General features: G+C 39.0%; 19 protein-coding genes. 11 read left to right on the forward strand and 8 right to left on the reverse strand.

Annotation, left to right across the window (positions count from 1 at the left end; translation table 11 throughout):
* The first annotated feature begins 41 nt into the window (after nucleotides 1-41).
* Nucleotides 42-542, forward strand: coding sequence for a redox-sensitive transcriptional activator SoxR (gene soxR / locus ACGHEH_RS10585; protein WP_390444952.1), 501 nt, complete (start codon nucleotides 42-44; stop codon nucleotides 540-542).
* A 21-nt stretch (nucleotides 543-563) separates the two neighbouring features.
* Nucleotides 564-2,336, forward strand: a complete 1,773-nt coding sequence (locus tag ACGHEH_RS10590; RefSeq protein ID WP_390444955.1) for a DUF885 domain-containing protein — start codon at nucleotides 564-566, stop codon at nucleotides 2,334-2,336.
* Between the two features lie 61 nt (nucleotides 2,337-2,397).
* Here the strand turns inward: ACGHEH_RS10590 and ACGHEH_RS10595 are convergent, their stop codons facing one another.
* The 6 genes from ACGHEH_RS10595 to pssA all read right to left on the reverse strand — a co-directional run bounded on the left by ACGHEH_RS10595 (nucleotide 2,398) and on the right by pssA (nucleotide 10,396).
* The gene (locus ACGHEH_RS10595) at nucleotides 2,398-3,207 is read right to left on the reverse strand and encodes a methyltransferase domain-containing protein (RefSeq protein WP_390444958.1); all 810 of its coding nucleotides are present in this window, start codon (nucleotides 3,205-3,207) and stop codon (nucleotides 2,398-2,400) included.
* 9 nt (nucleotides 3,208-3,216) lie between these two features.
* Complete coding sequence (locus ACGHEH_RS10600; protein ID WP_390444961.1) at nucleotides 3,217-3,972, reverse strand: Nif3-like dinuclear metal center hexameric protein; 756 nt, start codon at nucleotides 3,970-3,972, stop codon at nucleotides 3,217-3,219.
* Between the two features lie 74 nt (nucleotides 3,973-4,046).
* Nucleotides 4,047-4,400 (reverse strand): DUF1294 domain-containing protein, encoded by a 354-nt coding sequence (locus tag ACGHEH_RS10605; RefSeq protein WP_390445191.1) that lies wholly within the window; start codon nucleotides 4,398-4,400, stop codon nucleotides 4,047-4,049.
* A gap of 33 nt (nucleotides 4,401-4,433) precedes the next feature.
* Nucleotides 4,434-7,739, reverse strand: coding sequence for a response regulator (locus tag ACGHEH_RS10610; RefSeq protein WP_390444964.1), 3,306 nt, complete (start codon nucleotides 7,737-7,739; stop codon nucleotides 4,434-4,436).
* A gap of 3 nt (nucleotides 7,740-7,742) precedes the next feature.
* Nucleotides 7,743-8,951, reverse strand: coding sequence for an ABC transporter substrate-binding protein (locus tag ACGHEH_RS10615; protein WP_390444967.1), 1,209 nt, complete (start codon nucleotides 8,949-8,951; stop codon nucleotides 7,743-7,745).
* Nucleotides 8,952-9,070: 119 nt separating this feature from the next.
* Nucleotides 9,071-10,396: a CDP-diacylglycerol--serine O-phosphatidyltransferase gene (pssA, locus tag ACGHEH_RS10620; protein WP_390444970.1), complete on the reverse strand. Its 1,326-nt coding sequence runs from the start codon at nucleotides 10,394-10,396 to the stop codon at nucleotides 9,071-9,073.
* A 253-nt stretch (nucleotides 10,397-10,649) separates the two neighbouring features.
* On the opposite strand from pssA, the gene trxB reads away from it, so the two are divergent.
* The 4 genes from trxB (at nucleotide 10,650) to infA (ending at nucleotide 13,413) form a co-directional block, all read left to right on the forward strand.
* Nucleotides 10,650-11,600 (forward strand): thioredoxin-disulfide reductase, encoded by a 951-nt coding sequence (gene trxB / locus ACGHEH_RS10625; RefSeq protein ID WP_390444973.1) that lies wholly within the window; start codon nucleotides 10,650-10,652, stop codon nucleotides 11,598-11,600.
* A gap of 79 nt (nucleotides 11,601-11,679) precedes the next feature.
* The gene (aat, locus tag ACGHEH_RS10630; RefSeq protein ID WP_390444976.1) at nucleotides 11,680-12,399 is read left to right on the forward strand and encodes a leucyl/phenylalanyl-tRNA--protein transferase; all 720 of its coding nucleotides are present in this window, start codon (nucleotides 11,680-11,682) and stop codon (nucleotides 12,397-12,399) included.
* Complete coding sequence (locus ACGHEH_RS10635; protein WP_390444978.1) at nucleotides 12,392-13,099, forward strand: arginyltransferase; 708 nt, start codon at nucleotides 12,392-12,394, stop codon at nucleotides 13,097-13,099. Before aat ends, ACGHEH_RS10635 begins: the two co-directional genes overlap by 8 nt.
* Nucleotides 13,100-13,194: 95 nt before the next feature.
* Nucleotides 13,195-13,413, forward strand: a complete 219-nt coding sequence (infA, locus tag ACGHEH_RS10640) for a translation initiation factor IF-1 (protein WP_058029687.1) — start codon at nucleotides 13,195-13,197, stop codon at nucleotides 13,411-13,413.
* Between the two features lie 144 nt (nucleotides 13,414-13,557).
* Here the strand turns inward: infA and clpA are convergent, their stop codons facing one another.
* Together clpA and clpS are read right to left on the reverse strand one after the other, a co-directional pair.
* The gene (gene clpA / locus ACGHEH_RS10645) at nucleotides 13,558-15,825 is read right to left on the reverse strand and encodes an ATP-dependent Clp protease ATP-binding subunit ClpA (RefSeq protein WP_390444982.1); all 2,268 of its coding nucleotides are present in this window, start codon (nucleotides 15,823-15,825) and stop codon (nucleotides 13,558-13,560) included.
* 29 nt (nucleotides 15,826-15,854) lie between these two features.
* Nucleotides 15,855-16,172: an ATP-dependent Clp protease adapter ClpS gene (gene clpS / locus ACGHEH_RS10650; RefSeq protein WP_390444984.1), complete on the reverse strand. Its 318-nt coding sequence runs from the start codon at nucleotides 16,170-16,172 to the stop codon at nucleotides 15,855-15,857.
* A 200-nt stretch (nucleotides 16,173-16,372) separates the two neighbouring features.
* Between clpS and cspD the strand changes: the two genes are divergently transcribed.
* The 5 genes from cspD (at nucleotide 16,373) to hflD (ending at nucleotide 21,683) form a co-directional block, all read left to right on the forward strand.
* Nucleotides 16,373-16,591 (forward strand): cold shock domain-containing protein CspD, encoded by a 219-nt coding sequence (gene cspD, locus ACGHEH_RS10655; RefSeq protein WP_138482390.1) that lies wholly within the window; start codon nucleotides 16,373-16,375, stop codon nucleotides 16,589-16,591.
* A 320-nt stretch (nucleotides 16,592-16,911) separates the two neighbouring features.
* On the forward strand, nucleotides 16,912-19,134 hold the full coding sequence (locus ACGHEH_RS10660; protein ID WP_390444987.1) for an NADP-dependent isocitrate dehydrogenase: 2,223 nt from the start codon (nucleotides 16,912-16,914) through the stop codon (nucleotides 19,132-19,134).
* Nucleotides 19,135-19,251: 117 nt separating this feature from the next.
* Nucleotides 19,252-19,893 carry a pseudouridine synthase gene (locus ACGHEH_RS10665; RefSeq protein ID WP_390444990.1) on the forward strand — a complete coding sequence of 214 codons (642 nt, stop codon included), beginning with the start codon at nucleotides 19,252-19,254 and terminating at the stop codon, nucleotides 19,891-19,893.
* An 87-nt stretch (nucleotides 19,894-19,980) separates the two neighbouring features.
* The gene (gene mnmA, locus ACGHEH_RS10670) at nucleotides 19,981-21,081 is read left to right on the forward strand and encodes a tRNA 2-thiouridine(34) synthase MnmA (RefSeq protein ID WP_390444992.1); all 1,101 of its coding nucleotides are present in this window, start codon (nucleotides 19,981-19,983) and stop codon (nucleotides 21,079-21,081) included.
* Nucleotides 21,081-21,683: a high frequency lysogenization protein HflD gene (gene hflD, locus ACGHEH_RS10675; RefSeq protein WP_349287342.1), complete on the forward strand. Its 603-nt coding sequence runs from the start codon at nucleotides 21,081-21,083 to the stop codon at nucleotides 21,681-21,683. Before mnmA ends, hflD begins: the two co-directional genes overlap by 1 nt.
* The last annotated feature ends 7 nt before the right edge of the window (nucleotides 21,684-21,690 follow it).

The raw sequence follows: 21,690 nt of genomic DNA on the forward strand, positions 1-21,690 counted from the left end.
TGACAAATGTGTTTAAAGTCGCTAAAACACGTTTTTAAGAGATGATAATGAGCAAACCACTTCAAGATGCTACTTTGTCTGTCGGATATATTGCCAAACGTGCTGGCGTAAAAGTGTCAACCCTGCATTTCTATGAAACCAAAGGGTTGATCAGAAGTTGGCGAAATCAAGGAAATCAACGTCGATACAAACCCGATGTGCTAAGGCGAATTGCTGTGATCAAAGCAGCGCAACATATGGGGGTTACATTACAAAACATCAAAGAGACCCTAGATGCATTGCCTGAAAATAGAACCCCGACTAAAAAAGATTGGGCAAATTTATCTCAGCGATGGCGAGCACAATTGACCAAACAAATTGAATATCTAGAGCAGATCAGAGACAAAGTCGACGGATGTATCGGTTGCGGCTGTTTATCTATGACGCAATGCCCTATGTATAACCCTGATGATGTTTGTGGTAAATCGCAATCCGGCGCAGCTTTTTTGCCTTCTACCCCTGATGCACAGGCTAATTATGAAAAAACTGATAAAATAGATTAGAATCACTAACAAGGAACACCCATGAAAAAAACTGCACTCTCGCTCGCACTTGTCGCAGCACTTGGACTGACTGCTTGTACACAAACAAGTACACAACAAACTGAAAATAACAGGGTTCAAGTACAACAAAATTTTGCTAACTTCTCTGAACAGTTTATCCATGATTATTGGAAACAGTTCCCTGAGCATTCGGCTTGGGCAGGCTATGGTAAATACGATGATATTATCAGTATTCCAAATCAAGCCTATCGCGAAAGCACATTGTCTTTTGCTAACGCAAAATTAAACGAACTAGCACAGTTCGATTTAGACTCATTGCCAACAGCGCAAAAGACGGATTATTACCTAATTGAAAATGCTTTAAAACGCACCATTTGGCACTCAGAAACCTTCAAAAGCTGGCAATGGAACCCGTCTAACTACAATGTATCTGGCGGGTTTGCGACAATTTTAAATAGCCGCTTTAAAACCGATGACGAAAAGTTTGCGACCGTTTTAAAGCGTCTTCAATACGTGCCTGCATATTACGATGCTGCAAAAGCAAACATTTATAACCCAACTTTAGAATATACCCAGCTTGCTATCGGCCAAAACAGAGGCGCTTTTAGTGTGCTTAAAGATGAGCTATTAGCGCAAGTTGAAGCTTCAAATTTATCTTCAATTGATAAAGCACTTTTTGCTAAACGTTTCAATGCAGCAAAAGACGCAATCAATGGCTACATCGACTTTCTAACTGAACTTGAAAAGTCTCTTGTAGAAAATGATAACGCCCGTTCATTTAGAATTGGTGAAAAGCTTTATGAAGAGAAGTTCGCACTAGATATTCAATCTGGGTATAGCGCAAAAGAGATGTATCACAAAGCTGTTGCTGACAAAGATCGCGTGACCACTGAGATGGTTAAGATCACAGATGAACTATGGCGTAAGTATTTTCCGAACGCTGAACGCCCATCTGAAGACAGAGATGCAGTAGCGAAACTCATCAAGCACCTATCGGTCAAGCATGTTGCTCGTGACGAATTCGTGCCTGAAATCAAGCGCCAAATTCCAGACTTAGAAGCATTCGTCAGAGAAAAAGATCTGATCACGCTAGACCCAGAAAAGCCATTGGTAGTTCGTGAAACACCAGAGTATATGCGTGGCTTTGCTGGTGCGTCTATTAGTGCACCTGGTCCATACGATAAAAAAGAAAACACGTATTATAATGTAACTCCGCTCGATAATATGTCTGATGAACAAGCACAGTCATATTTAAGAGAATATAACCACTGGATTTTACAGATCTTAAATATTCATGAAGCGATCCCTGGCCACTATACGCAATTAGTTTACTCAAACGAGTCTCCTTCTTTAATTAAAAGTATTTTTGCGAATGGCGCGATGATTGAAGGTTGGGCTGTGTATACTGAACGTATGATGTTAGAAGAAGGCTATGGTGATTTTGAGCCAGAAATGTGGCTTATGTACTATAAGTGGAATCTTCGTGTCATCTGTAACACTATTCTAGATTATGCTATTCAAGTAAAAGGGATCAGCAAAGAAGAAGGCCTAGATCTGTTAATGAACGGTGCTTTCCAAGAAAAAACGGAAGCTGAAGGTAAATGGCGTCGTGCGACATTGAGCCAAGTCCAGTTAACTAGTTACTACAGCGGCTATAGGGAGATTTATGATTTTAGAGAGTCGTTAAAAGCCACTCAAGGTGATGACTTTAACTTAAAAGCGTTTCATGAGCAGTTTTTAAGCTATGGCAGTACCCCGGTAAAATACGTCAAGGCGTTAATGACTGATAAATAACACCAAAAATGAATTGAATAAGCCCTTGTTTAAGGGCTCATTATTTTGGTTAAGAGAATCACTAATTTGCTTGCAGCAATAAATGCGTATAGCGACCGAGTGACGCATAAGGCTCTTGTTGGTTATATTTAAGCTCTAATGCAAGTAAGTCATCAAATTGCGCTTTACCTTTTTCAAGCTCTCGCAAATAATCATGAAAACAACGTACACCCGTTTTACAAAGTCGCTGAAAATTTTCGCAACTTAAAGCATTATCTACAACTTCAGGTTCTACAGGATGATTAGGACTTAAACCAACCTTCTGTCTCACACGTAACCCTTGATTTACATAATCAAAGTTTCCATAGACCATATTTGCAAATAAATGCGCATCTTTATTAAAGTACATTAAAGACAAATAACCCGCATCGTTGACGAGCTTTGACAAAATTGTAATCGCCTCAACTTGGTCAACTAACCATTCAAGTACAGCATGGCATAGAACAAAATCGAAAGTACCTAACTCTAATTCAGGCAATGCCTGTAAAGGTGCGTGAATAAATTCGAATTGAGCACTTAAACCCGCTTGGTCCACGTACTCTTTCGCTAGTTGTAGCATCTCTTCCGATATATCCACCAGCGTGATGTGATGGCCCAAACTAGCCAAGTAAATCGATAACTGTCCTTGCCCACCGCCGATATCTATTATTCGTTTTGGTGCTGTAGTATTTTCCAGCCATGGAATATGCTTAGAAAAGTCACGCTTTAAAACGGCTTCTCGTATTTTGCCTTTGGGTGTACCGTAAATATTTTTCTTAAATTTTTGCGAGATAGCATTAAAGCTTCTATCTCGCGCTAATTTATCTTTATAGCTTTTGCCTATCTTACTCATATTGTACGGTTAAACCGGATTATTGATATCTATAAACTCAACGTCCAAATCATAGGTTTTAGCAAGGTATTCGCCTAAAGCTTTGGCACCATAACGTTCAGTAGCATGATGGCCTGCTGCTATAAAGTGGATGTTTTGTTCATTAGAACTATGAATTGTCTGCTCTGATGCTTCACCTGTTAAGTAGGCATCAATGCCTTGGCTAGCGGCCATATCGATAAAGCTTTGGCCTCCACCAGTACACCAAGCGATGGTTTTAATCAAGTGGTCGCCCGCTTGATTTACTAATGGTTTTCTATCTAGCTTTTCTTCGACCAATTGGGCAAATGAATCTAAGCTCATTGGTGTTTTAAGTTTGCCTTTCACTGCCACACAGTTTTTATTCCATGGCTCCAAAGCTCTTTCGTAAGTTATGTCAAGTAACTCTGCTAATTGCGCGTTGTTGCCAAGTTCTGGGTGAACATCAAGAGGAAGATGGTATGCAAGTAAATTTATGTTATTTTCCAATAAAGCTTTAATACGTCTTTGTTTCATGCCCGTAATAGTTTGGTCTTCACCTTTCCAGAAGAAACCATGATGAACCAAAATCGTATCTGCACCAGCTTTTATTGCTGCATCAATCAGCGCCTGGCTGGCAGTGACACCCGTGACAATTTTACTAATCTCGTCTGCCCCTTCGACTTGTAAACCATTCGGGCAATAGTCGCTAATAGAAAATGGTTTTAATAGTTCGGTTAATTGATTAACTAGTTTTGTTCTTTTCATGTGATTTCTCGGCCCTTAAAACTAACGCGTATTTTAACAGTTTAGCCATGATGATAAAGCGCAACGACAAACTACTAATTGATAATATCAAATACCGTAACAAAGAAATAAGAAAGTAAAAGTATGTTTTGAATTAAAAACGTGATGAAAAGCTTACCGTTGAACTGCCACTTTATTGTCTTATGGCGTATTGATTCTTGCAACAATAAAGTTGAAAGGTTAAATGATAAAAGCGCTGCAATACATAAACAAAATTCGCTTATTCTTTGCCCATTCACTTTTGCCCGTTTTTTATCAAGTAAAAATAAAATACAAAATGTCGAATTGGTTATAATCAAATAGGTTAAAACAAGTGGTAAAAGTTTATCATCATTGGCGATAAAAATAGTGACTAAAAAAAGAGTTAGTATAAGCAGGAAGTGGTTCACACTTCGAAAAAATAAGTTCAAGCTCTGTTAATCTCATGATTCTATTTCTTTGTAGGGAAGCCATTGTAGCAAGCGCTCGAATAAAACTTCGGGTTTTATTGGCTTTGAAATATAGTCATCCATACCTGCTTCAAGGCATTTATCTTTATCACCAACCATCGCATTTGCTGTCATCGCAATGATCGGGATATCTTTATAAAGCTCCCCTGCCTTTCCATTTCTAACCGCTTGTGAAGCCTCATACCCATCCACTTCTGGCATCTGACAATCCATAAGAATGGCGCTGTATTTGGTATCTCTTGTTGTATTTAATAAGTTTTGTATCACTTCTTCACCGTTTGCTGCAATATCAATATGCGTTAAATTTAGTTTTGCCAACATACTTTGAGCAACTATTTGATTAACCCGATTATCTTCAGCTAAAAGAATCCGGATCCCCTCTCCCCAACATATCTCTTCAGGCTTTAAAACAGATTGTGCTTTTAGAGACTTAATATAATGAGTCGTGACTAGAGGCTTTGCACCTTTGAGAGCTTCCCCATCTTCTGCAACAATTGAAAGTGCTGCAAATAAATCAAATGTTGTCGCAGGCTTGGGAAAATATCCATCAAAGCCCAAGTTAGCAAAAAACTTTGCATCGCCTTTGTGACACATCGAAGTCATCATAATTAACTTCGTGGCTTTTAGGTGTTCGTTTGCTTTTATATGTTCACCCAATTTCGCCCCATCCATGACTGGCATTTGCATATCCAAAAATGCGATATCAAAGCATTTATTGTGCTTTGCAAAATAGGCTTCGCTGATAGTTAAGGCTTCGATCCCTGAACGCGCTTCTGTGACTGAAGCCCCCCAATGTTCTAGCTGCGCTCTGAGTACTTCACGATTAGTTTTGTTGTCATCTACAAGTAAAATATTTAGCTCTTTCATCTCAACATCAGGAATTACATGAAATGACGCGTTACTCTTTCCTAGTAGAGTAGAAAAACTAAAACAAGATCCTTTGCCTGCTCGGCTTGAAACAGAAACTTTGCCATCCATCAATTCACAGAGTTTTTTTACTATTGCTAAACCAAGTCCTGTACCGCCATATTTTCTGGTTGTTGAAGCATCAACCTGAGTGAATGATTGAAAGAGTTTTGTCTGCTGTTCAGGCGATATGCCAATACCTGTGTCTTTGATATTACAATTTAACTGCCAATTATGGGAGTCATGCTCAATCAACGAAGCTTCTATAAGAACTTCACCATCTGAGGTGAACTTAATTGCATTACCTACTAAATTGCTTAAGATTTGTCTCAACCTACCAGGGTCACCTATTACAACGGCTTCGTCTATGTTTGTTACATCTAAAATAAGTTCTATCCGTTTGTTATGTGCTTGTATGACGGCTGACTCCGCAAAGTCACCTAGCAAGCCTCGCAAATCAAACTCTAAGTGCTCAAGCTCGAGCTTTCCTGCATCTACTTTTGAAAAGTCTAAGATGTCATTGATTAGAGTTAAAAGAGAATTAGCACTACTCATTGCGACATTTATTCGGTGCTGCTGTTCAGCATTTAAATCACTATTTAGTAGTAAATTGAGCATACCTAGAACCCCATTCATTGGAGTACGTATTTCGTGACTCATTGAGGCCAGAAACTCGCTTTTGGCAACACTAGCTTGCTCAGCCATTATTTTGGCTTCTTTCAATGCCTCTTCTGAAGCAACCCTATCCGTTATGTCTTGTTGAATTCCCACATAAGCAGTAAGTTCACCCTTTTCATTGTGTACTGGAAATAGCTGTAAGCTATTCCAAAATGGTTGACCATTTTTTTTGTAATTTAAAAGGTCTACTTTCACTAATTCATGATTTTTTAAGGCTAGCCTGATCTTATCAACTGAAGTCTGACACGTTTGTTCTCCTTGTAAGAAACGACAGCTTTGCCCCAAGATCTCTTCGCCGTAACCTGTGATGTTAGTGAAAGCTTGGTTTATATATATAAGAGGTAGCTCTGTGTCGGAGACTGAACTAATTGTTACTCCAAGGTTACTAGCATCAATAGATAGGGCTAATAGGTCATTTTCTTCTTTCGCTTTTTTCAACGCTTGTTGGGCTTGTATTTGCTCTGTAATATCAGTCATTGACCCTGCCATCCTGATAGCTTTGTTAGTACTATCAAATAATGCATCTCCTTTAACTCTGTAAACTCTAAACTCTCCTTTTTTGGTCATGAATCTATGCTGTACATCATAAATTGCTTTTTGCTGAAGGTGCGCTTTTAAACTGCTTTTAACATATTCACGGTCTTCAATATGAACCATTCTTTCTAAGACCGTATAGTCCTCTGGAAACTCATCATTGGGCATATAGCCTAGTAACTCTCTAAAACGTTCAGAACAAAATACTTTTCCTGTTTTTATATCCCAGTCCCAAATACCATCTAAACTCCCGTTGATAGCAAGGTTTAACCTTTCTTCACTCAACTTTGTTGCTTGTTGAGACAACTCTAGCTTTCTATAGGGATTTAAAAGAAGTTTTTGGCCTACTAAGAATAAAAATAAGGATGATAAAAATAGACTCACAAAAATTGCACTGGCGATGCTTATGATGACTTGATTCACTTGTTTTTCTACTAAAGTAGAATCAACTAGATAATTTAGCATTAAACCCGCACTATGAAGGTCAGACTTTAACACTGAGTCATACTTGTTATTTGTACTTAAATTTGAATAACTTAACCAAGGACCTGATAGTTTTACTCCATGTGTATTCGACTCTAAAACTTCAGATAATAAAACATCAATGGGGGTTTCAAACTTGACAATCAGCGCCCCTTCGGTGAATCCGTTATAATTAATTGGTACTGCCAATTTGAAATATGCGTGCCCTTGGTTTTGATCAAGCAATATAGCGTGTGAAAGCTCCCCATTAAGTAAATCTTCTAGCCAATCACTAGGAGTTTCTTTCAATGCCAGCTCTTCACTATTTTTATACACATAATCCCCAAGGACATTGAAGATCCAAAGCTGTTCTTTGATCCCAAGAATTTTAAATTCAGACAAATAATCATTTAAAGACGCTTCTGATACACCAGATCCCATAACACCATTAATGATAATAGGTTGACTTGATAGATCTTTAAGCAACAAAATTCTAGTTTCTAAAAAATTTTCTACATATTTTGCACTGAGCTTCGCTTCTGTTTCAGATGCTTGTTGCTTGTAACCATTTAATACTGAAGATGCTTCCCTTCCTACTAGCATCACGCTTATAAATACCGATAACAAAAGACTCATTACAACAAAGACAATAAAAGCTTTATTGGCATCAAGTTGCATCTTTAAAAAATGTGATTTCACACCCTAGCCTTTATTCTTAATAATGGAAATAGAGCCATTATCTTTGTATTTAGCCATACAAAAATCCTCTAAACCTAAAGCTTCGTGTGAATCTTCACCCTTATTTGAAAATGGCCTAGAGTAAACTTTGATCAAGCCATCTATAGTTGAGTTGAGATTCTCGAGCGCATCTCTTAGCGACTCTCTTGTACCGGCTATATTTTTTGTCACCTCAATTTGTGTCATAGCCTGAACAAAAAGTAGGCCCAAATCATAGCCATGCACAAAACCAGCTGGAGCTTGCAGCGTTTCAACTTCAAAATCACTCTTAAACAATTTCTTCGCAGATTTAATCGCTTTTTTTGCGCTACCTGATCGAGGTAGGTCATCTAACGAGAAACAAGACTGGATAAAATTAAGCTCAATACCATCCTCAAGGTATTGCTTGGTATCAGTGAAGAAATTACCCCCTGTAATTCCCCAATGGCTAATAATTGGTTTTTGTAAGGTTTTTTCGATTTCTGCCATTGCCTGAATAAAGAATTTACCTTCAATGGCATTACCAACAAATACAATACAGTCGGCCCCTGAATTTATGATCCCCCTCAATATTAGCTTTGATTTTTTTAGTTTCGTATTCCAATTAAACCATGTTACTTCAGCTTTATTTTTACCAAGCGCATTTTGCATCGTTCGTTCATTTGATTTACCCCATGGCGTGTTTTCAAGAAGCAAATGAGGCTGCTCACAAGAACGTGCTTCTTTTGCAAATTGGATTATTCGGTATCCTGCTTTAGTGTCGTCAACTGACAATCTAAAAACCCAGTTTGTTCCATGCTCATAGCGAGTAATTGGACCGCCTGCGGCCCAAGGTACCAGCAATAATATCCGCTCTTTGTTGATGAAAGTTCTATTTTTTATGTACGGAGGAGAATGAAGACCGCCTAAAATAAATAATGCTTTAGGATCTTTTAGAAACTTCTTCATATGTAATAAGCTACGATTGCTATTACCACGATGATCCTTTTCTAAGAATTTAAACTCGACGTTTTCTAGCCTACCTTTTTCAGACTCTAAAGCTGACATGAACCCCATTTTGATGGCATTTGCCGATGCAAAATGATTAGAATAATCTGAATCATGATAAATATTGAATTGATAAACTGATTGCGCCCAATTTGATGAACTATAGGTAAAAAGACAGAGAATAAAGCAATATTGGATGGCCTTCATAATTTCATCTAGTTGATTTTGTTTATTTAACCTTAGTCCAAAATATCAACTTTGTAGAAATTTAAGAAAGTATATTGATTAGAAAAAAACTTAATAAAAAAGGCCATATTTGGCCTTTCCTAAATAAATTTTTTGATTATGAAATCAACTTTTACTCGTTTTGCCTGCCCTAATATCTTCCTTACAGGTAACGGGTAATCTTGAACTGAATCGAGATCTTCATGACTAGATAATAATCGACAGTGTTGAAGAATGTCTTGCTTTTCTGATAATAATAATTTGTCGAGCTTGTGTGCTTTATCTTCGATCAAAATACCATTTTCAATATCTAAACCCCAAGCTCTAGGATTAAGGTTGTGACCACTCAGTAGATGAAGATAACCGTCTTTACTTACGCCTTTCAAATGAAAAGAGTTATTCTCATGTTTCCAAAGGTGAACTTTGAGCAAACCCGACTGAATGAACCTTTTATTGGACTTTAAGAATTTAAATAAAATTGTTTCATAAAGATAAGGTAAAGCGCCTATTTTACTGAATGGTTGTTCTGGAGAAATATAAAAGTCATTCGCCGTTTTATCACCAACAACAATGGTAACTTCTTTACCTTGTTTTAATAAGCGGCGTAAAGAGCGAAGTAATGGCGCTGGAAAATTAAAGTATGGTGTATAAAGCAGCAACTCATTATCTGTCGTGTCAAACAAAGTTTTAATTAACCTATTTAACTTATTTGCACGCCTGCCGAAACCTAAGAATGGTCGAACACTCAAGGTAGAATCTGAGTTAATTGATTCTATATTGTAACGCCCTTTTCTCAACTCTTTCATGAGTTGGCGCTGTGAAACTTTAATCTCATTGTATTTTGGTATAGGGCGACTATCTATTCTTGGTACAGCTGCTGACGACAACAAAAATTCATTTGTGAAGTTACAAAAAGAGTCTGCTAGACCTGACTGTTGTAGAATGAAATATCTATCAAGTCGATACTTCTCACCCACATTCATATACACATTGTTTATGCTAGCACCGCTGTAAAGCAAAATATCGTCGATAACGATACCCTTTAAATGTAGAACACCAAATAGTTCTTTGCCTTTAACTGGCACCCCAAATACTTTTACATTACTTTGATGTTTTTCTAATTCATCACAGTATAAGGCCGCGTTTCCCTCTGATTTCTCAGCGCCTATTAGGCCACGTTGAGCTCGATGAAAGTCAACTAATACATTAACTTCAAGCGTTGGATTTGCAAGTGAAGCCTTATGAAGTGCTGAAAGTACTTCTCTACCAGCTTCATCATCTTGTAAATACAAAGCGGTAATATAAATACGAGATTTAGCGTGCTCAATAAGACTGATAAGCCTTTGTTGATATTGCTTCGCACTACTAAGTATTTCAACGTTTTCATCAGCCAGATCAAAGCTTGGAATGTCCTGCCAAAATGCCATAACAACCTATAAATAAAGGTGACTCAATCCAGAGTCATACATAAAAATTAATTAGAACATATCAAAAAAAAATTATTAGGTCATGAAATTCTGATAAAACAGTCACTTTTGGATGTTTTTTTCAGCAAGTACAGATTATTTGACACCTTTTGATTTTATTCATATTCAATATTTCTAATTTATTTTACTTCTTCCTTGTTTTACTTAGAATCACCCTCACTTCGTTAAAAAGATAATTGATTAGGAATACCTCATGAGTGATTCAAAACACTGTAAACTTTTAATTTTAGGCTCGGGTCCAGCTGGTTACACTGCTGCTGTTTACGCAGCACGTGCGAATTTAAACCCTGTGCTAATTACTGGTATGCAGCAAGGTGGTCAGCTAACGACAACAACTGAAGTTGAAAACTGGCCTGGTGATGCACACGGCTTAACTGGTCCTGCATTAATGGATCGTATGAAAGAGCATGCAGAACGTTTTGAGACTGAGATTGTTTTCGACCACATCAACAAAGTAGACGTTACAAAACGCCCATTTACGCTAACAGGCGATCAAGGTACGTATACTTGTGATGCGCTTATCATCGCTACTGGTGCTTCGGCTAAATATTTAGGCCTTGAATCTGAAACTGCCTTCCAAGGTCGTGGTGTTTCTGCATGTGCTACATGTGATGGTTTCTTCTACCGAGGACAAAAAGTAGCGGTTGTTGGTGGTGGTAACACTGCAGTTGAAGAAGCTCTGTATCTTTCTAACATTGCAGATGAAGTTCATGTTATTCATCGTCGTGATTCATTCCGCAGTGAAAAGATTTTATCTGACCGTTTAATGGAAAAAGCTAAAAACGGTAATGTAAAACTTCATTTTAATCGTACTTTAGATGAAGTTGTTGGCGATGAAATGGGTGTGACAGGCATTAAAATCAAAGACACAGACTCAGACAACGTTGAACAACTTGATCTAGCTGGCGTATTCATTGCAATTGGTCACAAACCAAACACAGATATGTTTGAGGGCCAACTTGAAATGAAAGATGGTTATCTAGTAGTTCAATCAGGTCTTAATGGCAATGCAACACAAACTTCTGTAGAAGGTGTGTTCGCAGCTGGTGATGTATCTGATCACATCTATCGCCAGGCAATTACGTCTGCGGGCACAGGCTGTATGGCAGCACTTGATGCCGAACGCTACTTAGACAACCAATAAATTTTAGATCTGGAGGGTTGTTTAACCCTCCGCTTTCACTTTAAGATGTTTTTCATTAAAAATACGATTAATTTCTTAAATGACACCACGCCTATATCAGCTATCAGCTGAAACAATTGATTTTCCTTCACCAACTTTGGCCCTAAATGAACCTGATGGCTTACTTGCTATCGGAGGCTGTCTTTCGCCAGCAAGACTCAACCTTGCATATCAGTCAGGTATTTTCCCTTGGTTTAATGAAAAAGAGCCCATCATGTGGTGGTCTCCAAATAACAGAGGTGTGATTGAACTGAATGATTTCCATATCAGTCGTTCATTAAAGAAAGTAGCAAGAAGGACAAAACCTAAAGTCACTGTTAATAAAGCATTTGAAACTGTCATCAATGCCTGTAGAGAACAGAGGTTACATGCAGAAGGTACCTGGATAAACCATCAGATGTTGGCTGCTTACATTGATATGCATACATTAGGCTTTGCACATAGCCTCGAAGTCTGGGATCAAAGCAATAATCTGATAGGTGGACTTTATGGGATTATGAACTCGGGGGTTTTCTGTGGGGAGTCTATGTTTTTTAATCAAGCAAACGGTTCAAAGTTAGCCATGTGGGCGTTAGTTAATTGGCTTAAAAAACACAATGCCCATTTTGTAGATTGCCAGTTGGAAAACCCCTACTTAACCACTTTAGGTGCAAAATTAATTTCAAGGTCTGAGTTTTTAGCTAAACTTAAATTAGCACAAAGCTTTGAAATACCCAGCTCGATGTGGAAACCACAGGTATTGGAAGAGATTTATGACTGAACATTTTCCTTCAAAGATTGGATTAAGCCAACAATTTGATTGCAGTTATTTACCTGACAAACAAGAACAACTGCTCGTAATTCTTGATAGCCAATGCTACAACGCAGCACGGTTTCAGGACTTATTAGAATTAGGATTCAGACGAAGCGGTGATCAAATTTATCGCCCTCATTGTCCTAGTTGTCATGCCTGTGAGTCGATGCGCCTTCCTGTTAAAGATTTTGTGTTATCAAAATCACAAAAGCGAAAACTAAAAGCAGCGAAAAGCAAGTTCCATATTAAAGTGAGTGATAAAGAGCAATCAAATTATTACGCCTTATATGAAAACTATATTAATCAAAAGCATTATGATGGCACCATGTTCCCTCCAAACCGCTTACAATATGAAAGTTTTTTATTTTGTAATTGGTTACCTGTCACCTTTATTGAGTTGTGGGATCAAGATGAACTCATCGCCGTTGCAGTCACAGATACAATGCCAAACTCATTGTCTGCGATTTATACCTTTTATCACCCTGACTATGACAAGTTTAGTCTTGGTGTTGTGATGATATTGCTTCAAATAGAATTAGCACTCGATTCTGGTCTTGATTACGTCTATCTCGGTTATCAAATAGATGAGTGCAGAAAGATGTCTTACAAGTCTCAATTTAAACCTGCAGAGCGTTTTATATCGGATGTTTGGCAACTGAAGCTGTAATTAAATTAACTAATTTCCCCCCTTACCTTTACTTATTGTGTGGTTTTCGGCAAAATCTGCTGCGTTAATCTAATCAAAGAGGTGTTACGCTACACATGGCGAAAGAAGACGTAATTGAAATGCAAGGCACAGTCCTTGATACTTTACCAAACACAATGTTCCGCGTTGAACTTGAAAACGGCCACGTAGTGGTTGCTCATATTTCTGGTAAAATGCGCAAAAACTACATTCGTATTTTAACAGGCGATAAAGTAACTGTTGAAATGACGCCATACGATTTAACTAAAGGTCGTATCGTTTTCCGCGCGCGTTAATTACGCCGTGATTGTAAAGCGTATTGGTTAATTCATTCGTTTTACTTTTAACAACCCATCAGAGTGATTTCACTTGATGTGTTAAAAAAAGCCTAGCTAAGCTAGGCTTTTTTAATGGCCTCATGAAAAGGTGTATTTACACTCTTAAGCTTCAGCCAATTCAACATCATATTGGAAGTTAAGTTTATTACTCTTCAGGCCTACTTTGACTGTACCACCTTCGGCTAACTTGCCAAACAGAATTTCATTTGCAAGCGGCTTTTTCAATTGCTCTTGAATAACACGTGACATAGGTCTTGCGCCCATAGCCTTATCGTAACCAAGGTCAGCTAACCACTCTCTAGCCGCGGCTGTAAGCTCAAGGTTTACAGATTTACGATCTAGTTGCGCTTGAAGTTCAACTAAGAATTTATCTACAACTTGTAAAATAACATCTTTATCTAAATGGTTGAACCAAATGATGTTGTCTAAGCGGTTTCTAAATTCTGGTGTGAATACCTTATTAATTTCAACCATTGCATCGTGCGAATGGTCTTGCTGCGCAAATCCAATTGACTGACGAATTGTTTCTTGAACACCCGCATTCGTGGTCATGACAAGTACAACATTTCTAAAGTCTGCTTTGCGGCCATTGTTATCAGTTAATGTACCGTGATCCATAACTTGCAGCAAAATGTTGTAAATATCAGGATGCGCTTTTTCGATCTCATCTAAAAGCACAACAGCATGTGGATGCTTAATCACAGAATCAGTCAGCAAACCGCCCTGCTCATAACCTACATAGCCTGGGGGCGCACCGATTAATCGGCTAACCGCGTGACGTTCAGAATACTCTGACATATCAAAACGAATGAATTCAACGCCCATACATTTTGCAAGTTGCTTCGTTACTTCTGTTTTACCAACGCCAGTTGGACCTGCAAACAAGAAAGAACCAATTGGCTTGTCTTCATTTGAAAGACCAGAGCGTGACAATCTAATTGCAGAAGTTAATGCATCGATTGATTGGTCTTGACCAAACACCAACATTTTTAAGTTTCTGTCTAAGTTTTTGAGTGTCTCTTTATCACTTGAAGATACACTCTGCTGCGGTATTCGCGCAATTTTAGATACGATCTGCTCAATATCTGCAACGTTGATGGTTTTCTTACGTTTAGATACAGGCAGTAAACGTTGGTTTGCCCCCGCTTCGTCTATCACATCAATGGCTTTATCTGGTAAGTGACGCTCGTTGATATATTTCGCACTCAATTCGGCAGCCGCACGGAGTGCTTTTTGGGTATAACGAATACCATGATGATCTTCGTAACGCTCTTTCAAACCCATTAGGATCTTTGTTGTATCTTCAACACTTGGCTCGAGTACATCTATCTTTTGGAAGCGACGCACAAGTGCTCTATCTTTTTCAAAGATATTTTTAAACTCGTTATAAGTTGTTGAACCCATACATCTTAATTGACCACTAGACAGTAACGGTTTAATTAGATTCGAGGCATCCATCACACCACCCGACGCAGCACCTGCACCTATGATAGTATGGATCTCATCAATAAATAGAATTGAATGTGGTTTTGCTTGTAGCTCTTTCAACAACGCTTTAAAACGCTTTTCAAAATCACCGCGATATTTAGTTCCCGCTAATAATGCGCCCATATCAAGTGAATATACCTCCGCATCGGCAATCACATCGGGTACTTGCTCATTAACGATTCTATAGGCAAGCCCTTCAGCAATCGCAGTCTTACCAACGCCAGCTTCGCCCACAAGTAAAGGGTTATTCTTTTTACGACGACATAACACCTGTACTGTGCGTTCAACTTCTTGATCTCGGCCTACTAATGGGTCTAACTGTCCCGCTTGTGCCATCGCGTTCAGGTTAGTAGTGAAGTTTTCAAGTTTAGTCTTCTCTTCACCTTGTATGTCATTTGAGTCTTCACTATTAATATCTTCATGTTCATCTTCATGATGCTCGTCATCTGACTTAGCTACACCGTGAGAAATGTAGTTCACTATGTCTAAGCGGCTAATATCACTTTTTTTCAGTAAATAGACAGCCTGACTTTCTTGTTCAGAAAAAATTGCGACTAATACGTTCACACCTGTAACTTCGGTGCGCCCAGATGATTGCACATGAAAGACAGCTCTTTGTAAAACACGCTGAAAGCCCAGTGTAGGCTGCGTTTCTCTGTCATTTTCACTTTCTGGTAATAATGGTGTTGTTTCATCGATAAACTCAGAAAGCTCTCGTTTGAGCGTTTCTGTATCAACACCGCATGCGCCTAATGCTTCACCTGCTGATGGGTTATCTATTAATGCAAGTAATAAATGCTCAACAGTCATAAATTCGTGACGACGTGTTCTTGCCTCACGAAATGCTGCATTTAAGGTAATTTCAAGATCTTTGTTTAGCATAAGCAACCCCCAAACGAGATTTATATCGGTTATTCCTGCTCACAACTACATAGCAGTGGATGTTCATGGTCGCGAGCGTAACGATTTACTTGTTCCGCCTTAGTATGTGCAATATCGGAAGGATATAAGCCACATACTGCCTTTCCCTCGTGATGCACGCGCAGCATCACGTCAGTTGCTTTTTCGCTATCCATATTAAAAAACGTCATTAATACTTCGATTACAAAGTCCATTGGAGTGTAATCATCATTATTTAAAATGACTTTATACTTGCGAGGTGGGCTTAGCTTTTGCCTTTGCTTCTCTCTAACTGTATCGATTACACCAGAATCTTTAATACCACTCATAATAAAATATAGTCTTGTGTTGTTAACTCAAGCAAACTTGAATTGAAAAATAAATTTTTTGTTAAAAATTTGTCTAAAAGCCTTGACTGATTGCTCATTTAAACTACAGTCGTTATTAGATTGTCTAATCTATGGGCAGTCTAGCAAATTATAAAGTTTAGATTAACTAAATTAGTCAACTTATAGAAGGATGTGGAAGTATGGCTTGCGGAAAAGTCAAATGGTTCAATAACGCCAAAGGGTTTGGTTTCATCGTAGAAGACGGCAGTGAAGAAGATATCTTCGCCCATTACTCAACGATTGTGATGGATGGATACAAAACACTTAAAGCCGGTCAAGATGTAACCTTCGAGTTGCAACAAGGTCCAAAAGGGCTTCATGCAACGAACATCGCTCCTAGAGAGACTGAACTCGCTTGATGTTATTATCTCATTAATAAAGCGGGTTTTAACTCGCTTCACCCCCTTCTCATTTATTTTCTCTTTCCAACTTTAAATTTTTAAATTAGCCCATATATAAATTGCTTGTTAAACTAGTGTCTATTTTCAGGCTTGTTAGTTATGCCTATTTAGGTTTACCCAATTACTTTGATTAACCTTTAAGATGTCACCGCCAATGGTGCATATAGACTTTTAGAGTAGTTATAACTATCAAACTTGCTATATAAAGTTGCCTTAGGCAACATAGCATTCCCATTGCGTTTTGATAGGCACTCTGTGCCCCTGATCTAGGAATGATAATGACATCTAAAATTATATATACAAAAACTGACGAAGCACCGGCTTTAGCTACATACTCGTTGCTTCCAATCATTCAAGCTTACACTAATGCTGCAGGCGTGGAAGTTGAAACTCGTGATATTTCACTTGCAGGTCGTGTAATTGCAAACTTCCCTGAGTTTTTAACTGAAGAGCAGCGCATCGGCGATGCACTTGCAGAACTTGGTGAATTAGCTAAAACGCCAGAAGCTAATATCATCAAGCTTCCAAACATCTCTGCGTCAGTACCGCAATTAAAAGCAACAATCAAAGAGCTTCAAGAGAAAGGTTACGCACTACCTAACTACCCTGAAGAACCAAAGTCAGATGAAGAAGCTGCTATTAAAGCAACTTACGACAAAATCAAAGGTTCTGCGGTAAACCCTGTTTTACGTGAAGGTAACTCTGACCGTCGTGCGCCAGCTTCTGTAAAAGCATATGCGCGTAAAAACCCTCACTCAATGGGTGCATGGGCAACTGATTCACAATCGTATGTTGCTAGCATGACTGACGGTGACTTCTTTGGTTCTGAGCTATCTACAACTGTAGAAAATGCAACTGACGTTCGCATCGAGCACATTGCAGAAAATGGCGACGTTACTGTACTTAAAGCAAGCACACCTCTACTTGCTGGAGAAATCATCGATGCATCTCGCATGCGCGCCGCTGACTTACAAGCTTTCCTAGAACAAGAAATCAATGCTGCTAAAGAGAAAGGCGTACTTTTCTCTCTACACATGAAAGCAACGATGATGAAAGTGTCTGATCCAATCATCTTTGGCCACGCTGTAAAAGTATTCTACAAAGATGTATTTGCTAAGCATGGCGAATTATTTGAAGAGTTAGGCGTTGATGTTAACAACGGTCTTGGTGACGTTTACACTAAAATCGGGCAATTAGACGACGCAAAGCGTGCTGAAGTTGAAGCTGATATTCAAGCGGCATACGCTGAGCGCCCTAGCATTGCTATGGTTGATTCTGATCGTGGTATCACAAACCTACATGTACCAAGTGATGTGATCATCGATGCGTCTATGCCTGCTGCTATCCGTACAAGCGGTCAGATGTGGAATGCTGAAGGTAAACAACAAGACACTAGCTTTGTTATTCCGGACCGTTGTTACTCTGGTGTTTACCAAGCAACTATCGACTTCTGTAAGAAAAATGGTGCTTTCGACCCTCGTACTATGGGTACAATTCCTAACGTTGGTCTTATGGCTCAAAAAGCAGAAGAGTATGGTTCGCATGATAAGACATTCGAAGCTGCTTCTGCTGGTACTATTAGAGTTGTTGATACTGACGGCAATGTTCTTCTTCAGCATGACGTTGCAGAAGGTGATATCTGGCGTATGTGTCAGGTTAAAGATGCACCAATCAAAGATTGGGTAAAACTTGCTGTTAACCGTGCTCGCGCTACAAACACACCTGCTGTTTTCTGGTTGAATGAAGCTCGTGCGCACGACGCTCAGCTTATCAAAAAGGTAAATACATACCTTGCTGACCACGACACAGCAGGTCTTGAAATTCTTATCAAAGCACCAATTGAAGCAACTGAATACTCACTTGCTCGTATGAAAGACGGTCAAGATACGATTTCAGTAACAGGTAACGTATTACGTGACTACCTAACTGACTTATTCCCAATTCTTGAACTGGGTACAAGTGCGAAAATGCTTTCAATCGTTCCTCTAATGAACGGTGGTGGCTTATTCGAAACAGGTGCTGGTGGTTCTGCACCTAAGCACGTTCAACAGTTCGAAAAAGAAAACCACTTACGTTGGGATTCTTTAGGTGAGTTCTTAGCACTTGCGGCATCACTAGAGCACTTAAGCCAAGTGAACGGTAATGCTAAAGCACAAGTGCTTGCTGATACACTAGACGCAGCGACTGGTAAATTCCTAGATGAAAACAAGTCACCGTCTCGTAAAGTAAACGAACTTGATAACCGTGGTAGCCACTTCTACCTATCTCTGTACTGGGCACAAGCTCTTGCAGCGCAATCAGACGATGCTGAACTACAAGCGTTGTTCGCGCCAATCGCTGAAGAGTTAACAGCTCAAGAGCAAACAATTGTTGAAGAACTTAACGCTGCGCAAGGCGTAAGCAAAGATGTTGGCGGTTATTTCCAGCCAAATGACGAGCTTGCTTTTGCTGCTATGCGTCCTAGTGAAACTTTCAATGCAGTGTTAGCAAAACTAGCTTAATACTAATTTGTATGATTAAGGGCATCGTTTGATGCCCTTTTTTATAGGTATTTTACTTAGTAGCAAAGTTATAATTTGCTACTATGCACACATCAATGTTTTTAACTCTTATAAACAATGCAAAATCGCGCACCTAATCGCAATAACAAAACATTCCAAAAAAAATCTCATAACAAAAAACCATTTAATAAAAAACGCGTGGTTAAAGAAGCGCTTCCTGCAGATCAAGTTAAAATTGTCCTGTTTAATAAACCTTTTGATGTACTTTGCCAGTTCACCGATGATCAAAACCGTGCGACTTTGGCAGACTTCGTCAGAGAAAAAGGCGTATACGCTGCAGGTCGGTTAGACCGGGACAGCGAAGGGTTATTACTCTTAACAAATTGCGGAAAATTACAACACACTCTGACGAATCCGAAAAAAGACACAGATAAAACCTACTGGGTGCAAGTTGAAGGTGTGCCAAGCGATGAGTCAATTTATGCACTTAATAAAGGTGTCGAATTAAAAGATGGCCTTACAAAGCCTGCAAAAGTCAGAATTATTAATGAGCCTAATATTTGGCCTCGTAACCCTCCAATACGAGAACGCAAAAATATTCCGACTACTTGGCTTGAAATAACCATTTCTGAAGGAAAAAACCGCCAGGTTCGTAGAATGACAGCCCATATTGGCCACCCTACACTTCGCTTGATACGCTATCGTATTGGAAAATACACTCTTGATGGCATTCATAATGGCGAATATAAAGTGCTTTAGCGTTAAACGCTAACTTGGGATTCAGCCTCTTAAAATATCGTGCTATACTCACGCCTTTCAAAATCATAGAGATTAACAGCAAAAAATATGAGCGATAATAGTCAGATTAAAGTCATCGTTGGTATGTCCGGCGGTGTAGATTCTTCAGTTTCAGCTTACTTATTAAAACAACAAGGCTATCAGGTAGAAGGTCTGTTCATGAAGAACTGGGAAGAAGATGACAATGACGAATATTGTGCTGCTGCTGAAGATCTTAAAGATGCACAAGCTGTCTGCGACAAATTAGGTATTGAACTTCATACCGTAAACTTTGCAGCTGAGTACTGGGACAACGTTTTTGAATATTTCTTAGAGGAATACAAAGCCGGCCGCACGCCAAACCCAGACATCATGTGTAATAAAGAAATCAAATTCAAAGCTTTCCTAGAATTCGCTGCACAAGCACTCGGTGCAGATTACATTGCAACTGGTCACTATGTTCGTCGTGAAGAGCGCGATGGTAAATTTGTGATGCAACGTGGCCTTGATGACAATAAAGATCAAAGCTACTTCCTTTATACACTTAGCCATGAGCATATTGCACAAACACTATTCCCTGTAGGTCAAGTTGAAAAGCCTGAAGTACGTCGTATTGCTGAAGAGCAAGGTTTAATTACACACGATAAAAAAGACAGTACAGGCATCTGCTTTATTGGTGAGCGCAAGTTCAAAGACTTCCTGCAAAAATTCCTACCTGCGCAACCAGGAAAAATTGAAGACACTGATGGTCATGAAGTGGGTGAACATGAAGGTTTAATGTACCACACACTTGGTCAGAGAAAAGGCCTATTGATCGGTGGCATGAAAGAAGGCAGTGGCGAGCCTTGGTATGTGGTTGACAAAGACTTAGAGCGTAACGTGTTAATTGTTGGTCAAGGCAAAAACCACCCTCGCCTATTTAGTAACGGCCTTAACGCAAATCAATTACATTGGGTTGACCGAGTTGGACCAAAAGGCACAACACGTTGCACAGTAAAAACCCGTTATAGACAAACTGACATTCCATGTACTTTGTTGGTTGGTGAAGACGGTATGGCAAGGGTTTTATTTGATGAGCCTCAAAAAGCAGTAACCCCTGGTCAGTCAGCAGTATTTTATGCTGATGACGTCTGCTTAGGTGGCGGTATCATCGACTCGGTGATCAAATAATGTCGACAAGTTATGTTTTACCGCTGGCGGCCATGTGTCAGATCAGCAAACTTGTTCAAAAAACAGCAAAATACGGCCAGTTTAATGAAGCTGAAGTCAGTACTTTTCTAAAAAGTATCGTTAACCTGAACCCAGCTCACCCAGAAGACGTCTATGACGATAAATGGGTGATCAAAGACGGTTATAAAACGCTTATTCAACAGCTCTCCCCAGAAGGCGAAAAAGATGTTGAGCTGGTTAAATATGTTGGCAGTTTGATGCAATTAGAACGTGCACTTTCAGCAAACTCAAAAGCGTTAGATGAGCTGGCAAGTCGCTTGAATCAAGTTGAAAGACAACTATTACATTTTGATATTTGCGACAGCACCATCGTTGCTGCTTTTGCTGATATTTACAGCCAAGTATTGAGTCCCCTTGGACAAAAAATTCAAGTATTTGGTCAACCAGATTTATTAAAACAACCAAGTTACCAACATAAGATCCGAGCGCTGTTACTAGCTGGCATTCGTAGTGCCGTGCTTTGGCGCCAACTTGGTGGTAAGCGACGTCAATTTTTCTTTGGCAAAAAGAAAATTATCGAAATCGCTAAAAATAGTATTTAAAAAAATC

The organism is Pseudoalteromonas sp. MTN2-4 (assembly GCF_042848605.1).
Taxonomy (GTDB): Bacteria; Pseudomonadota; Gammaproteobacteria; order Enterobacterales; family Alteromonadaceae; genus Pseudoalteromonas.

Excerpts from the sequence above, each read along its gene's own strand:
- clpA (WP_390444982.1), bottom strand. The coding sequence starts at position 15,825 with ATGCTAAACAAAGATCTTGAAATTACCTTAAATGCAGCATTTCGTGAG.
- clpS (WP_390444984.1), bottom strand. The coding sequence starts at position 16,172 with ATGAGTGGTATTAAAGATTCTGGTGTAATCGATACAGTTAGAGAGAAG.
- ACGHEH_RS10590 (WP_390444955.1), top strand. The coding sequence starts at position 564 with ATGAAAAAAACTGCACTCTCGCTCGCACTTGTCGCAGCACTTGGACTG.
- ACGHEH_RS10595 (WP_390444958.1), bottom strand. The coding sequence starts at position 3,207 with ATGAGTAAGATAGGCAAAAGCTATAAAGATAAATTAGCGCGAGATAGA.
- mnmA (WP_390444992.1), top strand. The coding sequence starts at position 19,981 with ATGAGCGATAATAGTCAGATTAAAGTCATCGTTGGTATGTCCGGCGGT.
- aat (WP_390444976.1), top strand. The coding sequence starts at position 11,680 with ATGACACCACGCCTATATCAGCTATCAGCTGAAACAATTGATTTTCCT.
- pssA (WP_390444970.1), bottom strand. The coding sequence starts at position 10,396 with ATGGCATTTTGGCAGGACATTCCAAGCTTTGATCTGGCTGATGAAAAC.
- hflD (WP_349287342.1), top strand. The coding sequence starts at position 21,081 with ATGTCGACAAGTTATGTTTTACCGCTGGCGGCCATGTGTCAGATCAGC.
- ACGHEH_RS10665 (WP_390444990.1), top strand. The coding sequence starts at position 19,252 with ATGCAAAATCGCGCACCTAATCGCAATAACAAAACATTCCAAAAAAAA.
- ACGHEH_RS10660 (WP_390444987.1), top strand. The coding sequence starts at position 16,912 with ATGACATCTAAAATTATATATACAAAAACTGACGAAGCACCGGCTTTA.
- ACGHEH_RS10615 (WP_390444967.1), bottom strand. The coding sequence starts at position 8,951 with ATGAAGGCCATCCAATATTGCTTTATTCTCTGTCTTTTTACCTATAGT.
- ACGHEH_RS10635 (WP_390444978.1), top strand. The coding sequence starts at position 12,392 with ATGACTGAACATTTTCCTTCAAAGATTGGATTAAGCCAACAATTTGAT.
- soxR (WP_390444952.1), top strand. The coding sequence starts at position 42 with ATGATAATGAGCAAACCACTTCAAGATGCTACTTTGTCTGTCGGATAT.
- ACGHEH_RS10600 (WP_390444961.1), bottom strand. The coding sequence starts at position 3,972 with ATGAAAAGAACAAAACTAGTTAATCAATTAACCGAACTATTAAAACCA.
- infA (WP_058029687.1), top strand. The coding sequence starts at position 13,195 with ATGGCGAAAGAAGACGTAATTGAAATGCAAGGCACAGTCCTTGATACT.
- trxB (WP_390444973.1), top strand. The coding sequence starts at position 10,650 with ATGAGTGATTCAAAACACTGTAAACTTTTAATTTTAGGCTCGGGTCCA.
- cspD (WP_138482390.1), top strand. The coding sequence starts at position 16,373 with ATGGCTTGCGGAAAAGTCAAATGGTTCAATAACGCCAAAGGGTTTGGT.